Origin of the sequence: Pedobacter yonginensis (assembly GCF_003173595.1) — a bacterium.
Lineage (GTDB): Bacteria > Bacteroidota > Bacteroidia > Sphingobacteriales > Sphingobacteriaceae > Pedobacter > Pedobacter yonginense.
This window is the reverse complement of sequence record NZ_QGNZ01000004.1, coordinates 450,914-465,779: the sequence shown is the minus strand read 5'-3', so window position 1 is coordinate 465,779 and position 14,866 is coordinate 450,914. Positions and strand designations below refer to the sequence as shown.

Annotated in this window: 8 protein-coding genes; 5 read left to right on the top strand and 3 right to left on the bottom strand. The window is 38.5% G+C overall.

Annotation, left to right across the window (positions count from 1 at the left end; genetic code table 11):
* Positions 1-54 precede the first annotated feature (54 nt).
* Together DHW03_RS16900 and DHW03_RS16895 are read right to left on the bottom strand one after the other, a co-directional pair.
* Entirely contained in the window at positions 55-2,517 is a 2,463-nt protein-coding gene (locus DHW03_RS16900; protein ID WP_109927021.1) for a glycoside hydrolase family 31 protein, read from the bottom strand.
* Between the two features lie 159 nt (positions 2,518-2,676).
* A complete protein-coding gene (locus DHW03_RS16895; protein WP_109927020.1) occupies positions 2,677-5,553 on the bottom strand; it encodes a TonB-dependent receptor in 2,877 nt (958 codons plus the stop codon).
* A 295-nt stretch (positions 5,554-5,848) separates the two neighbouring features.
* Here DHW03_RS16895 and DHW03_RS16890 point away from each other — a divergent pair, with 295 nt between their 5' ends.
* From DHW03_RS16890 to DHW03_RS16880, 3 genes are read left to right on the top strand one after another with little or no spacing between them, the layout of a single operon-like run.
* Positions 5,849-8,167, top strand: coding sequence for a penicillin acylase family protein (locus tag DHW03_RS16890; RefSeq protein WP_317046819.1), 2,319 nt, complete (start codon positions 5,849-5,851; stop codon positions 8,165-8,167).
* 4 nt (positions 8,168-8,171) lie between these two features.
* Positions 8,172-8,531: a hypothetical protein gene (locus tag DHW03_RS16885; RefSeq protein WP_109927018.1), complete on the top strand. Its 360-nt coding sequence runs from the start codon at positions 8,172-8,174 to the stop codon at positions 8,529-8,531.
* Between the two features lie 19 nt (positions 8,532-8,550).
* Entirely contained in the window at positions 8,551-9,534 is a 984-nt protein-coding gene (locus DHW03_RS16880) for a LuxE/PaaK family acyltransferase (protein ID WP_240618567.1), read from the top strand.
* A 204-nt stretch (positions 9,535-9,738) separates the two neighbouring features.
* Here the strand turns inward: DHW03_RS16880 and tyrS are convergent, their stop codons facing one another.
* Positions 9,739-11,025 carry a tyrosine--tRNA ligase gene (tyrS, locus tag DHW03_RS16875; protein WP_109927017.1) on the bottom strand — a complete coding sequence of 429 codons (1,287 nt, stop codon included), beginning with the start codon at positions 11,023-11,025 and terminating at the stop codon, positions 9,739-9,741.
* 392 nt (positions 11,026-11,417) lie between these two features.
* On the opposite strand from tyrS, the gene DHW03_RS16870 reads away from it, so the two are divergent.
* The gene (locus DHW03_RS16870; RefSeq protein ID WP_109927016.1) at positions 11,418-12,092 is read left to right on the top strand and encodes an ACP phosphodiesterase; all 675 of its coding nucleotides are present in this window, start codon (positions 11,418-11,420) and stop codon (positions 12,090-12,092) included.
* 271 nt (positions 12,093-12,363) lie between these two features.
* Positions 12,364-14,376: an NAD-dependent DNA ligase LigA gene (gene ligA / locus DHW03_RS16865; protein ID WP_109927015.1), complete on the top strand. Its 2,013-nt coding sequence runs from the start codon at positions 12,364-12,366 to the stop codon at positions 14,374-14,376.
* Positions 14,377-14,866 lie beyond the last annotated feature (490 nt).

The window sequence follows — 14,866 nt, the reverse complement described above, 5'->3', positions numbered from 1 at the left end:
TTTTTGGCTAGATAGTGATAACCCCAAACACTAAACAGCATTTGGGGTTATTTGTTACAGACTTAAAATCTGTATTTCTGAGAAGTTTTTATTGCACTTAAAGTGTAAACAGTTCTTATCGTCTGTGTAATAATCTGTTACTTCTTTATTATCAACAATGATCTTTTTTACTTGAAAAGATACACCCATTACGTTACAAGCATAAAACTCGTAGTTCGGGGTATAAAGACCTTCTGTAAGTTGATTAATTCTTAAGAGTTGACTATCGCCTTTAACGGTGAATTTCTTTTCTAAATAGATATCTTGTTCGAAAGCAAAGGTATCGCCATGATCTTCGTACATAAATGAGTTTACTTCGTAATCGCTGCTGTAAATATTCATCACCACTTCTGTAATGGCTTTTTCATCTACATATTGCATTACTGGGTATTCTGGTATCACCGATCCTGCTCTTACAAACATAGGCATGCTGTCAATTTTGGCGTCAACGGTATATTCATTTTCACCCACCAAAACTTCATTTGTCCAATAGTTATACCATGTACCTTTCGGAAGGTAAACTTTTCTTGAGATAGCGCCTTGCTCTAAAACAGGGCATATCAATAATTTATCGCCATAGCAAAACTCATCTTGGCGGAAACTGTTGCTGATGTTTTCTTGCTCTAGCATCACCAATGGCCTTAAAATTGGGAAACCATAACGGTGATGTTCCCAAAAAACAGAATACAGATAAGGCATTAAGCGGTATCTCAATTCGATGAATTTTCGGTTAATGTCTTCAAAGAAATCTCCAAAACTCCAAGGTTCACGCTCGGCGGTATCTCCGGCAGAGTGCGCTCGCATAAATGGCGAGAATGTTCCCAATTGAATCCAACGGGTAAATAATTCGCCATCTGGCTCACCACTAAAACCACCGATATCGGTTCCGCAGAAAGGAACGCCTGAAACAGATAGCCGCTGACATTGAATGTTACCAATTTTTAAGTGTTCCCATGTGGCAATGTTATCACCTGTCCAAACGCTTGCGTAACGTTGCATTCCCGAATAACCTGCTCTGGTGATAGTAAACGGACGTTTATTGCGCATAAGTTTTTTTAGTCCTTCATACGTAGAACGAACCATTTGCATGCCATAAACGTTGTGTGCTTTACGGTGCGAACCGCGGAAACCATCGTAGTTGTGTCGCACATCGTTCGGGAAAGTGCCTGATCCAAATACTGCTGGTTCGTTCATATCGTTCCAAAACCCCGCTACGCCCATATCTACCAATTCTTTGTATAAATCGCCCCACCACTCGCGTACTTGTGGGTTGGTAAAATCTGGGAACTGGCAACGTCCTGGCCACACATGCCCTTCCATATAATAATCGTCGCTTCGGCGACAGAAATATCTCTTTTCTTTTCCTTCTTTGAAAACCCAATAATCATCATCCACTTTAATTCCGGGATCAATCATAACAACGGTTTTAAATCCATCGTCAGAAAGTTCTTTAATCATTCTCCGTGGATCGGGAAAGTATTTTTTATTCCAAGTGAAACAGCGGTAACCGTCCATGTAATCGATATCCAAGTAAATGGCATCGCATGGAATTTTACGATCTCTAAATTGTTTTGCAATTTCTTTAACTTTCGTTTCTGGATAATAACTCCAACGGCATTGCTGATAGCCCAAAGTCCATTTTGGAGGCATTGGGTGGGTACCGGTTAAACTTGCATAGCGTTTAACCACATCCATCATGTGTGGACCGTGGATGTAATAATATTGCAACTCACCCCCATCTGCCCAAAAACTGGTTTTGTTTACATCTTCACCACCAAAATCGAAATACGATTTAAAGGTGTTATCGAAAAATATACCATAAGCCGCTTGGTTGTGTAAACCAATGTAGAAAGGAATAGTTCTATAAAGTGGATCTTGATTCCATCCGAAAGAATAGGCATCGGTATTCCAGTTCTCAAACCGGCGACCACGAAGATTAAAGTTCCCAGATTTATCGCCTAAACCAAAGAAATTTTCTTCGGGGTGGCATTTCTTGGTAGCAAAAATATAGTATCCGCCAAAATCTGTGTTTTCTTCCCAGTGCATGGAGTTGGCTTCATCAACCATAACCAAATTGGTTATGTTATCTGAGAATGAAACATGAAAGTTTGCTTTTTCTATCTTGCAGGTAACGGAGTGGGTAGATACGGTGTAACTATCTTCATGTTCTTGCATTTTAAATACCGTTACCTTTTGATCTACTTCTGGTACGGCGTAAGAAAAATCATCTAAAAAAACACCGTGCGGCGCAAGCCGAACGCGGATAATATCATCACTTACTACTCTTATTTCTACCCTTGCATCCCCATCCGAAAAATAAAACCTGTTTCCGTCTTTACTAACTTCTTTAACTGAGCCAAGATATTGTTTTACAATTGGCTTTACAGATATATCAACTGGATTGTTTAAATGCTGTATTTCTTGTTCTTTTTCAATTAGATCGCTAACCTCGTTTGGCTTATCGTTTTGCGCTTCCATCCTTATTTATAAAAAATTTAATATTAATTACTCCTTAAACTGGGATGTGCTTAAGAAAGCACTATAATACAAATATTTTAGATAAGCGCCCTAATAAATCATAAAAAAAGCCTTCCCCGCTTTGCAGCAAGAAAGGCTTTGGCAATACTGTTTTTCAATTTAGGGGTTAAACGTAAAGGCTAAATAATAAATGGCGCCTGCTTGAGGGTTTCCATAAGAGGTGAAATAGTATTTGTTTAAAATATTCGATCCACCCAATTTAACGATCGACATTACTGAAGGGATTCTTAAACTTACCTGAGCATCTAAAGTGCTGTAGGCTGGTACTTGCCCTGCAGAGAATGATGAGTTCCAGTAGAATTGATCTTGCCAGCGATAAGAAACATTAAAACCAAAGTTTTTTACAATTTCCTTATTGCCTAAACCCAAATTGTAACGGATTTTCGGTGTGTTGAAATCGTTAATGTAATTGGCAGGAAGGTCGCCAATTTGATTGTAAGATACGTTTCCGCTGATGTTATATTTTCCAATTAAATAATCTAAACCTAATGCTGCGCCATAAGAGGTTACTTTACCCTCTGCATTAACAGGCACACCGTATTTTACAAAATTGGTGGTTGCTCCAACTTGCTGATAAACATTTACTGCGGTAATGAAATCTTTGTACTGATTATAATAACCATAAGCATCTATCAACAATTTTGGACCCAACAAACCTTTGTAACCAAGTTCATAAGCTTGTACACTCTCTGGTCTCACACCTCTGCTATCAAAAGTATATTTCTGTAAAATACCTGTGGTAGATCCACCCAATGATAAAGCCGACTTATAAGCACGGAAACTGCTTTCTGTATAGCCTTTAGTGGCTTCGGTACCTAAACCATATTTAGCCAAACTTTCTGGTAAACCACCAATTAACCTCTGCGAACCTCCACCTACAGAAAGATCGATGTATTGATTTTGGGTGGTTGGGTTACGATAGCCAGTTTGGTAGGATAAACGGATATTGTTGTTTTTGGCAACCGTAAAAACTCCAGTTATACGAGGTGTAAAACGTCCTTCGAAATTGGTGCTTTTATCATAACGGCCGGCAACAGTAAGTTTAAAGAACGCTCCAAACTTTTTCCCTGCCTGTGCAAAAGCGCCATATTCGTTAATATCGATTTTGCGATTCAAATCATCAAAAATGGTTCCTCCTGATCTAAGTTGATATAACCTACTCGATGCACCCACCTGAAATTCGATTACATTGTTAAGTGCATTGGTAAAATTGTACATAGCTTCATAATGATAGAGATTGGTTTTATCATCAAATCTGGCTCCATAAGCACCCGTCGCAAAGTTTGTGGCACTGATATTTGTATTTTTAATGGTTTCTTTGTTGGTATTAAAACTCATTGAACCCGGTAGTGCTCTTGCTGCATCGGCTGCTGCCCGAGCAGAGGCATTTGCAGCATCTTCTGAAGCCCCCTGAGCTCTTGCAGCAGAATATTCAAGTGTATAATTTTGAAACCATCTGCTTGATGAAGTACCTTTTTCATTTATGTAACTACCTAAAATTGAAGATATATATGAATCACCTGAGCGCTCTTGAGTGGTATAGGCTTTGACGTAGAAATCTTGCCCTTTTAATTCTAACTTGTACTGTCCGATGCTGAAATTTCGTAGAGAATAACGATCTGATCCAGTGTAAACCGATGTTCCTGTGCCCCAGTTTGCCTGAGCGGTTAGTTGGATGGTATTGGTGAAATTATAATATAGAGCGCCCGAGGTTTTAAGCGATTTAGTATTATAGTCAACCAAATCTTCTTCATTATACCCCGTTCTGGAAACTTGTTGATTCGACGTGGTACCTTTATTTAAACTATAGGCAACCCCTAATAATGGCAGGGCTGGCCGTAAAGCAATGTAAGCAGGGTTCGTTCTCACCAAGTTGTCAATTTGCGGGTAGGTTAGGCCTAAACTAATGAGGCTATTAAATGCCCCAACAGCGGCTGGCTGGCTTGCCAAAATACCCCTTGCCACAAATTGCAAATTTTCATTTACCTCATCGCCATACACGTTCACACCATCATAACCTGGATCTGAAGCCCGTGTGCCAGGTTTTACGGTATTTGCTACGCGATCAAAGTTGGAATAGTTGTTGCCAAACCAATCTTTAGCCTGTAAAAACGAAAAAGCTGCCTTAAACCCAAATTTATTATTCCACGATTTTGCCACACGAACATCCAACTGATTAAAAGGCTGAACGCTGCTATTGTCGTCGTTTACATGATTTACACCTGTTTTATATTGAAAACTTGCGCCTTGATATTTGAAAGGGTCTTTGGAAGTCATTAACAAGGTACCATTAATACCACCAGCGCCATATAAAGCAGAAGATGCGCCGGGCAGAAGTTCTACATTATCAATATCAAGTTCTGTAATTCCAACAATGTTGCCCACAGAAAAATTTAAACCTGGTGCTTGGTTGTCCATTCCATCAATATATTGGTTGAAACGGGTATTTCCATTTGAATTAAACCCACGTGTATTAATTGATTTGAAAGTTAAACTTTGCATACTGCTTTCTACACCTTTCATATTGTTTAAAGCATCGTAAAAAGATGGTGCTGCAATTTCCTTTATCGTGGCTGCACTCATTCGCTCGATAGAAACAGGCGATTCCAAAATACGCTCTGGTGTTCTGGAAGCAGATACCACAACATCACCACCCAAAACAACCGCAGTTTCGAGCTCAATGTTAATTCCAGTAGCACTTCCCGTAACTTGTTGCTCTGCCGTGCCGAAGCCAACTGAAGATGCTACCAGCGTAAAGGGAAGCTTAGCTGTAGTGGTAAACGTAAACACACCACTCCCATTTGAAGAAGTTCCACCCGATTGGCCTTTGATAATAATACTCACGCCGGCAAGCGCTTCTTTAGATTGCTTATCCTTAACGGTACCACTTACCGTTATGCTCTGTGCCTGCACCACAACAAAAGTTGCGCATACAAATAAAAACACAAAGATGATCTGTGTTAACATTCTGCTCATAAATGATTATAGTTTGGTTATTTGTTTATTTAGTTAATATAAACTTAAATGCTTTTTTTTAATTAAACAAATTATGTTTGCATAATAATTTTATTGAAATTTTTAATTTTGCTTGATAGGCAGTTTTGTTGTAATTTGCATATATCCTTCAAAAAGAAACGATTTGGATCTTTAGCTAACCATTATGAATAAAATCAAGGCTCTTCTCTGTATCATAATACCCATAGCAATAGCTTTTCTATTTAACACAAAAATCGGAAGTACGCCACCCCTCCTCAAATTTCTAAACCCTTTTATGGGTTTTTGGCAAAATGCCGAAAATAACCACTTTATGTTTAACCATAAGGCAAAGATTAAAGGCGCCATTGATGAAATTGAAATTGTGTTCGATGACCGAATGATTCCGCACATTTTTGCCAAGAACGATCATGATCTTTATTTGGCGCAAGGTTATGTAACGGCCATGCATCGCCTTTGGCAAATGGACTTCCAAACCCGCTTTGCCGCTGGCAGAATTAGTGAGGTAGTTGGAGAAAAAGCTATTGAAGTAGATCGCTATCAACGCAGAATGGGTATGGTTTATGGTGCCGAAAATTCTTTAAAGGGGATGATGAAAGATGCCAAATCTAAAGAAATGATTTTGGCTTACACGGAAGGAATTAATGCCTACATCAAAACCCTTTCACATGCAAATTACCCAATAGAATACAAAATACTGGATTTTAAGCCCGAAAATTGGACACCGGTTAAATGCGCCCTACTCTTGAAACAAATGTCGGCCGTTTTGGCGATGGGCTCTGATGAATTTTATATGACTAACATCCTCAAAAAGTTTGGTCCTGAAATCACTAAAGACCTTTTCCCTGATTATCCTTTCCGCGAAGATCCAATCATTCCTGTCGGAACGAAGTGGGATTTTTCTCCGCTACCCATTCCGAAAACGCCTCAAAGTTTTACAAATGCACAAACTGGCGAAGTAAGAACTAAGGAAAAAGTAGAAGGAATTGGCAGCAACAACTGGGCACTATCGGGTTCTAAAACGGCGTCGGGCTTTCCGATACTATCTAACGATCCGCATTTAGACTTAACTTTGCCTTCTATTTGGTATCAAATTCAACTGAATGCACCTGGCATTAATACGTATGGCGTTTCTCTTCCAGGCGCACCTGGGGTAATTATTGGTTTCAATCAAAAAATAGCCTGGGGTGTTACGAATGTTGCGGCAGATGTGCTTGATTTTTATCAGATTAAATTTAAAGATGCCTCCCATAACGAATATTGGTACAACAATAAATGGAACAATACCACTAAACGCTTTGAAACGATTAAAATACGGGGCGGAAAAGACGAGATTGACACTGTTTATTATACACATCATGGCCCAGTTGTATATTTCCAGAAACCAAAATACTCAAAAGCCAATAATGTTCCGGTAGGTGATGCTTTGAGATGGATTGCGCATGATGAATCGAACGAACTCATGACCTTCTATTATTTAAATCGTGGCACAAACTACAATGATTACCGCAAAGCCCTTACTTTCTATACGGCTCCTGCACAAAATTTTGTTTTCGCCAGTGTAGATAATGATATTGCCATCACACCGAACGGTAAGTTCCCATTAAAATGGAAAGATCAGGGTAAATTCATTTTAGATGGAACAGATCCTGCTTACGACTGGCAGGGCTGGATTCCGCCCAACCAAAATCCAACAGTTAAAAATCCACCGCGAGGCTTTGTGAGCTCTGCAAATCAATCCTCTACCGATAAAACCTATCCATATTACATCAATTGGGAATTTTCACCCTACGAACGTGGTAAGAGAATAAACGACCGACTTAGCGCAATGACTAAGGCCACCCTAGACAGCATCCGGCTAATGCAAACCGACAACTATAGCATCATGGCTCAAAATGCTTTGCCAGCCCTAATGCCCTTAGTTAATACAGAACAACTTAACGCCACTCAAAAGGAAGCATTTTCTTACCTAAGCAAGTGGAACAAAAGATATGATGCAAAAGAAATTGCGGCGAGCGTTTTTGAAATTTGGACTAAACGTTTAAGCTTTGATATTTGGAATGACGATTTCGAGGTTGAGGGCATCCCAATGCGCTACCCTTCCAGAGATCGTACAGTCGAAATGATCATCAACGAACCGAACTCAAAATGGTACGACAATACCAAAACCAGTCAAAAAGAGACCCTTGCCGATTTGGTAAATGAAGCGTTTAAGTATAGTTGCGACAGCCTAGAACGCCGCTTTGGGCCAATTAATAAAGATTGGAATTGGGCAAATGTAAAACAAACCAATGTTCCGCATTTGGCAAAAATTCCTGGCTTTGGGTCAAAAGTATTGCTGATTGGTGGTGCCAAAAGCACCATTAACGCGCTGAGCGAAACCAACGGCCCTTCTTGGAGAATGGTCATCGAATTGGGCAAAAAACCAAAAGGCCATGGGGTATATCCTGGTGGTCAATCTGGCAATCCCGGAAGTAAGTTTTATGATAATATGGTTGATACTTGGGCCAATGGCAAACTTTACGATTTGTTTTATATGCAATCTGCTGATGATCAATTGGGTACAATTATTTCACGTTTAAAAATTTCAAAATAGCAAAATGGTATTCATCGTTATATTAATTATTTGTTTCCTACTTCAAATGGTTGCGCCGTGGTGGGTTATCATCATTATTGCTTTTGCTACTTGTGGCATAATTGGTAAAACGGGTAAAATAGCCTTTTGGCAATCCTTCCTAGCCATATTTCTACTGTGGATAGGCTATGCACTTTTCAAAAGTTTACCTAACGATAATGTGCTAGCCAGCAGAGTGGCGGTAATGACGGGCGTTAAATTATGGTGGGCATTACTTCTGGTAACTGGAATTTTAAGCGGATTAGCAGCGGGCATAAGTGGTTATTGTGGCTACCAATTCCGCAAAGCGATGCTAATCAAAAAAACTGACGAGAAAATAGCATAAGCCTTCGTACTTTTGTGTTGTGAACATAACCGCTGAAGCTATTTTTTCTATCGATAATGATGAGCAGTTTAAAAGACTTGCACTAGAAATATTCAAATTCCAAGCAGCGCATTGCGCTGTCTATAAAGAATATATTCATCATTTACATATCAATATTGAAGCGGTTTCTGAAATTGAACAAATTCCCTTTCTGCCGATTGGTTTTTTTAAGAGCCATACCATTTTAAGCAGCACCAAGCCTGTTGAAGTGGTGTTCAGCAGTTCTGGTACAACAGGCATGATTCAAAGTCAGCATCAAGTAATCGATGCAAAATTATATGAACAAAGTTATTTACAGGCTTTTAAAGCGTTTTACGGCAACATCGAAGATTATTGTTTCCTAGCTTTACTCCCCTCCTACCAACAAAGGGCTGGTTCTTCCTTAATATACATGGTAAATGATTTAATTGAAAAAAGTAAGCACCCAAAAAGCGGCTATTTTCTGTATAATCACGATGACCTGCTACAAACCCTTAAAGAACTTAAATCAAAGAATCAGAAAACAGTTTTGATTGGCGTTACTTATGCTCTGCTGGATTTTATTGAACAATTTGACGTAGATTTTGAAAATCTGATTGTTATGGAAACTGGTGGAATGAAAGGAAAGCGCAAGGAAATGGTTAGGGCCGAACTACACGAACAGCTCACTAAAGGTTTCGGGATCAAATTTATTCACAGCGAATATGGCATGACGGAACTTCTTTCTCAAGCTTATTCTTTAGGTGAGGGTGTTTTCAATTGTCCAAAGTGGATGAAAGTTTTAATTCGAGACGTGAATGATCCATTAACCTTAATTCCAAACGGTAAAACTGGTGGCATCAACGTGATTGATTTGGCTAATGTAAATTCTTGTTCGTTTATTGCAACACAAGATCTAGGTAGAATTAATCCCAATGGGAGTTTTGAAGTTTTAGGCCGTTTTGATAATGCAGATATTAGAGGCTGTAACTTGTTAGTTCAATAATTACAATAGCCGATTGTCAAAACTGAAAGGCTTAACCTCGAAAATTTAAGTTCCTTAACCAAAGGATGATTCACATTTTATTATAAAATTACATTCATCCTCAATCCCTGTTGAGGGAACTTTAAGCAATAAAAATTCAATATCCTTAACAAATAAAAAAAGCCTCAATCAAATCGAGGCTTTAGGATAAAAATTTTAACAAGGTTATTCGGCAATGAGTAGAAAATAGTTTTTCTTACCTTTTTGTACCACAATAAATTTATCATTTAATAAATGTTCAGCGTTGAAAAGCTGTGATGGCTCTGCAATTTTTTCTTTATTAACTGCCACGCCACCACCTTGAATTAACTTTTTGGCATCACCTTTTGATGAGGCAACGGTGGATTTTTCGGCTAGCAATGTTGCGGCGTCAATTCCAGCATCCAATTCCGATCTATCAATTTTAAATTGAGGAATTCCCTCAAAAATATCCATAACCTGATGTTCTGAAAGGCTTTTTAAAAAGTCTAAGGAGCCGTTTCCGAACAAAAATTCTGATGTTTTAATGGCTGTTTCTAAGGCTTCTACAGAGTGCGTTTTTACTGTAATATCTTCTGCTAAAGCTTTTTGCAAAATCCTAAGGTGTGGAGCTGCATTATGCTCTTCTTCCAGTGCCTCAATTTCTGATTTGCTTTTTAGGGTGAAGATTCTGATCCATTTTTTAACGTCATCGTCTGATGCATTTAACCAAAATTGGTAGAATTTGTATGGTGAGGTTTTTTCTGGATCCAACCAAATGGCTCCGCTCTCCGTTTTTCCAAATTTTGTACCGTCGGCTTTTTTTATGAGTTGTGTGGTAATAGCATAAGCCGTTCCACTGTCTTTTCTCCTAATTAATTCCGTTCCAGTTACGATATTGCCCCATTGATCCGAACCACCCATTTGCACCATGCAATTGTGATTTTTCCATAGGTAGTAGAAATCGAAGCCCTGTACAAGCTGGTAGCAAAATTCGGTGAATGACATACCTGTATCGCCTTCCAAGCGTTTTTTAACGCTATCTTTTGCCATCATATAGTTTACGGTAATGTGTTTACCAACATCACGGATAAAGTCTAAAAAATTCATGTTTTTAAACCAATCTGCGTTGTTAACCATTACAGCGCCATTGCCCTGATCTTCAAATTTCAAAAATTTAGCCAGCTGGCGCTTCATTCCGGCAAGGTTATGCTCAACCATTTCCGGCGTTTGCAGATTACGTTCGTCTGATTTCCCAGAGGGATCTCCAACCATTCCTGTTGCACCACCAACCAACGCATAAGGCTTATGGCCAGCATTTTGAAAGTGGATAAGGGTCATGATTTGGGTTAAGTGCCCAACATGTAACGAATCTGCGGTTGGGTCAAATCCGATATAACCAGAGGTCATACCTTCATTTAACTTTTCTTCAGTATTCGGCATAATATCATGCAGCATGCCACGCCACCTTAACTCTTCAACAAAATTCGTCATTGTACAAACACATTAATTATTGTGCGTGCAAAGATAAAATTTTAGCACAGTTTATAGCAAAATTAGTTAATCGGGATTTTACATCAGCTTTGGCGGGGTTTGGGATGTAAATGAGGTTATTTGTAAAGATGCATCCCATCTTCTTCGGAAATGTTTTCCCAAGTACTGAACTTTGTATTTGTTATCCAGCTACATTCTGTAATTCCTAAACTATGGTCAATATGACGTGCAAAGGATCCGTCCTCTTAATTGAAGCGCAGCGAAATGGAGAGATCTTCGAAATTAGAACTAAATTTGTGAATACATCAAACTTCAAGGATTTCTCCTCATACCTATTCCTAATATTTTTAAGGAGGGGTTTTCTACATTTGATTTTAATATTACCTTGCAACATGAACTTTTTGTCCCATTACTATTTCGATCGATTAAATGCTGATGCACATGTTGTAATGGGAACTGTTCTTCCAGATTTGATTAAGAACGCATCGAAAGAGGCCAATTTGTATCCTCAAAAAAATGAATTTCTGTTTACAGGAAATCCCGATGAGGAAAGTTTATTGTATGGATGGAAAAGGCATTTGGCTGTAGATTTGTTATTTCATTCCTCAAACTTTTTCTTGGAAAAAACTACAGAATTAAAATTTCTGATTATCCCTGTTGTGGAGCACACGCCAGTTAGACCTTCTTTTTTGGCGCACATAGGCCTCGAACTTTTATTGGATCACCTTTTGATTGAACATAATTTAATCCAAGTTCATCATTTTTATGATAAGCTTAGTGCCGTTAAAACGGATTCTTTGAGCGATTTTCTTGAACACTGTAATCTCAGTAATCCAGCTCAATTTTTTGCCTTTTTAGATCGCTTTATTAGTAGTAAATACTTATTAAGCTACCAAAAATTGGAGAACTTGAGTTATGCCTTAAATAGAATTTGCATGCGCTTATGGCCAGAAAGTTTGAAGGAGGAAAAGCTAAATGAACTAACCCTACAACTCGGCATTTTCAAAAATATTTTGGAACGAGATTTTATGGATATTTTCGACGAAATTGAAAGCAAATTGATTTAATCGTTTGCCTGAAAACCTGCGGGTAGTGCAGATGCCATTATTCATAAACCTTATTGCAGCGAAATCCTTTTTTGTTTTTCGCAAAAAAGATTGGAGCGGAAAGAAGGGCTATAGATACCAATAAAATGCTGAGCGTAGATTTACAAAATGTTTATTTTTTTTAACCATAACAGGCTACTAAATACGGTTTAATCCATTTAAAAGCAGAAAAAGCACTTAAAACTCGCACTTGTATAAGTGAAAAAAGAACATTTTTATCTAAGTTTGTTGTATGTCGCTATTAACGGTAAAAGATGAAATGGATGCCTTGGTTTCGGAGCTTAACCAACATAATTATAATTATTATGTTTTGGCCATGCCGACCATTGCAGATTATGAATTTGATAAAAAACTGGCACATTTAAACGAGCTGGAAAAAGCCAACCCTCAGTTTGCCGACCCTAACTCCCCTACCCAACGTGTTGGAGGCGATATTACCAAAAACTTTATAACTGTAAAACATAAGTACCCAATGCTTTCGCTGGGGAATACTTACAATGAACAGGATTTACGGGATTTTGATGAACGCATTCGCAAAGCGATAGGTGATCATTTTCAATACGTTTGTGAGCTTAAATTTGATGGCTTATCCATTAGTTTAACTTATGAAAATGGCAAACTTGTTCGGGCGGTTACGCGTGGCGATGGTACTAAGGGCGATGATGTAACTAATAATGTAAAAACAATCCACACCATCCCCCATCAAATTAAAACGGTGGAGGCACCTGAGCACTTTGAAATCCGTGGGGAGATTTTTATGCATAAGGCTGCTTTTTTAAAGTTGAATGCAGCGAGAGAGGAACTTGGCGAAATCCAATATGCTAATCCAAGAAACTTTGCATCTGGCACCATTAAAATGCAAGATAGCAGGGAGGTAGCGAAACGGCCTTTAGATGGTTTTATATATTTTTTATATACCGACAATAATGATTTTAAAACCCATTGGGAAAGCTTACAGGCGGTAAAAGATTGGGGTTTTCATGTTTGTGAGCACAACAAATTGGTTAATACAATTGATGATGTACTTCACTTCATCCACCATTGGGAAAGTGAGCGCTTTAAATTAAGTTATGATATTGACGGCATTGTAATTAAGGTGAACAGCTACGCCCAGCAACAAGAATTGGGTTTTACATCGAAATCGCCACGTTGGGCAATTTCATATAAATACAAGGCTGCTGAAGTAGAAACCGTTTTAGAAAAAGTGACCTATCAGGTTGGGCGCACTGGTGCTGTTACGCCCGTTGCAAACTTGAAACCTGTTTTACTTGCGGGTACAACGGTAAAGCGGGCAACACTACACAACGCAAACGAAATAGAGCGCTTAGATTTGCATGAGGGCGACACCGTTTTTGTAGAGAAAGGTGGTGAAATTATTCCAAAAATTATCAAGGTTAATTTGGATAAGCGTTTGCCAAACTCAAGCAAGGTTCATTATTTGCACAACTGCCCCGAATGTGGAACTGAATTGGTTAGAAAAGAGGGTGAAGCAGTGCATTATTGCCCTAATGATGAGGGTTGCCCTCCACAAATTGTAGGCAAAATTCAGCATTTCATATCTCGCAAAGCGATGAACATTGATGGACTTGGTGACGAAACGATTGAAACTTTTTTTAAGCGTGGATTGATTAACCACATTAGTGATTTATATACCTTATACCAAAAATCTGATCAGTTGAAAACAATTGATCGTTTTGGCGAACGCTCTATAGAAAACATGCTTGGCGGGATAGAAAAATCGAAAGAAATGCCTTTTGAGAAAGTGCTGTTTGGTTTAGGCATTCGGTATGTGGGCGAAACGGTTGCCAAAAAATTAGCTGCTGGAGTTAAAAATATCGATAACCTATCCAAAGCAACAGTTGAGGATTTAATTGCCATTGACGAGGTTGGGCAACGGATAGCGGAGAGCTGCGTTGAGTATTTCGGAAATCCAGAGCATATGAGGCAGATAGAATTACTAAAATTAGCTGGATTGGCATTTGAAATTGAAGAAACTGTAATTGAGCTGGCGAGTGATAAACTTATTGAAAAAACATTCGTAATTTCGGGCGTTTTCGAAAACTACAGTCGTGAACAATTGAAAGATTTGATTGAAGCGAATGGCGGTAAAATTCTGAGTGGTATCTCAGGAAAATTGAATTATTTGGTTGCTGGAGATAATATGGGTCCCTCTAAATTGGAAAAGGCTACCAAACTAAACGTGCCGATTATAAGCGACGCGGATTTATTGGAAATGATTAAATAAGAGGCTAAAGGGGAAAGGTTAAAGCGTAAAGACTAAAGCGGAAAGACTAAAGGGGGAAAGCTAAAAGAGGAAAGACTAAAGGAGGAAAGGCTAAAGGGGAACGACTAAAGGAGGAAAGGTTAAAGCGGAAAGAATAAAGCGGAAAGGTTAAAACGGGAAGATTAAAGGCAGTAGTTTAAAGCAAGAGAATGAAACTTTTGTTTTCTTTCGTTGCTTTTGTGGTTTAAAAAAAGGGAATGACCAAAGGAAATTAATATCCTTTAAGATGCTGAAATAAATTCAGCATGACGGAAGTGTGCATGGTGGGTTAGTTTAAAAAATCGCTATAAACCGTTCGTCGCCCTGAATTCATTTCGGGGCCTTAGCTATTTAAAGCTCGTTTTGTCATCCCGAACTCATGTTAAATGAGCTTATTTAATTCGCGATTGATATAAAAGAATAAGTTGAACTATAATTAGTTTTATAATTCAGAAAAGATAAACACCTTGTT

What these genes read in the sequence shown, in the direction of transcription:
- DHW03_RS16885 (WP_109927018.1), top strand. Translation starts at nt 8,172, where the DNA reads ATGGTATTCATCGTTATATTAATTATTTGTTTCCTACTTCAAATGGTT.
- DHW03_RS16890 (WP_317046819.1), top strand. Translation starts at nt 5,849, where the DNA reads ATGGGTTTTTGGCAAAATGCCGAAAATAACCACTTTATGTTTAACCAT.
- tyrS (WP_109927017.1), bottom strand. Translation starts at nt 11,025, where the DNA reads ATGACGAATTTTGTTGAAGAGTTAAGGTGGCGTGGCATGCTGCATGAT.
- DHW03_RS16895 (WP_109927020.1), bottom strand. Translation starts at nt 5,553, where the DNA reads ATGAGCAGAATGTTAACACAGATCATCTTTGTGTTTTTATTTGTATGC.
- DHW03_RS16870 (WP_109927016.1), top strand. Translation starts at nt 11,418, where the DNA reads ATGAACTTTTTGTCCCATTACTATTTCGATCGATTAAATGCTGATGCA.
- DHW03_RS16900 (WP_109927021.1), bottom strand. Translation starts at nt 2,517, where the DNA reads ATGGAAGCGCAAAACGATAAGCCAAACGAGGTTAGCGATCTAATTGAA.
- ligA (WP_109927015.1), top strand. Translation starts at nt 12,364, where the DNA reads ATGTCGCTATTAACGGTAAAAGATGAAATGGATGCCTTGGTTTCGGAG.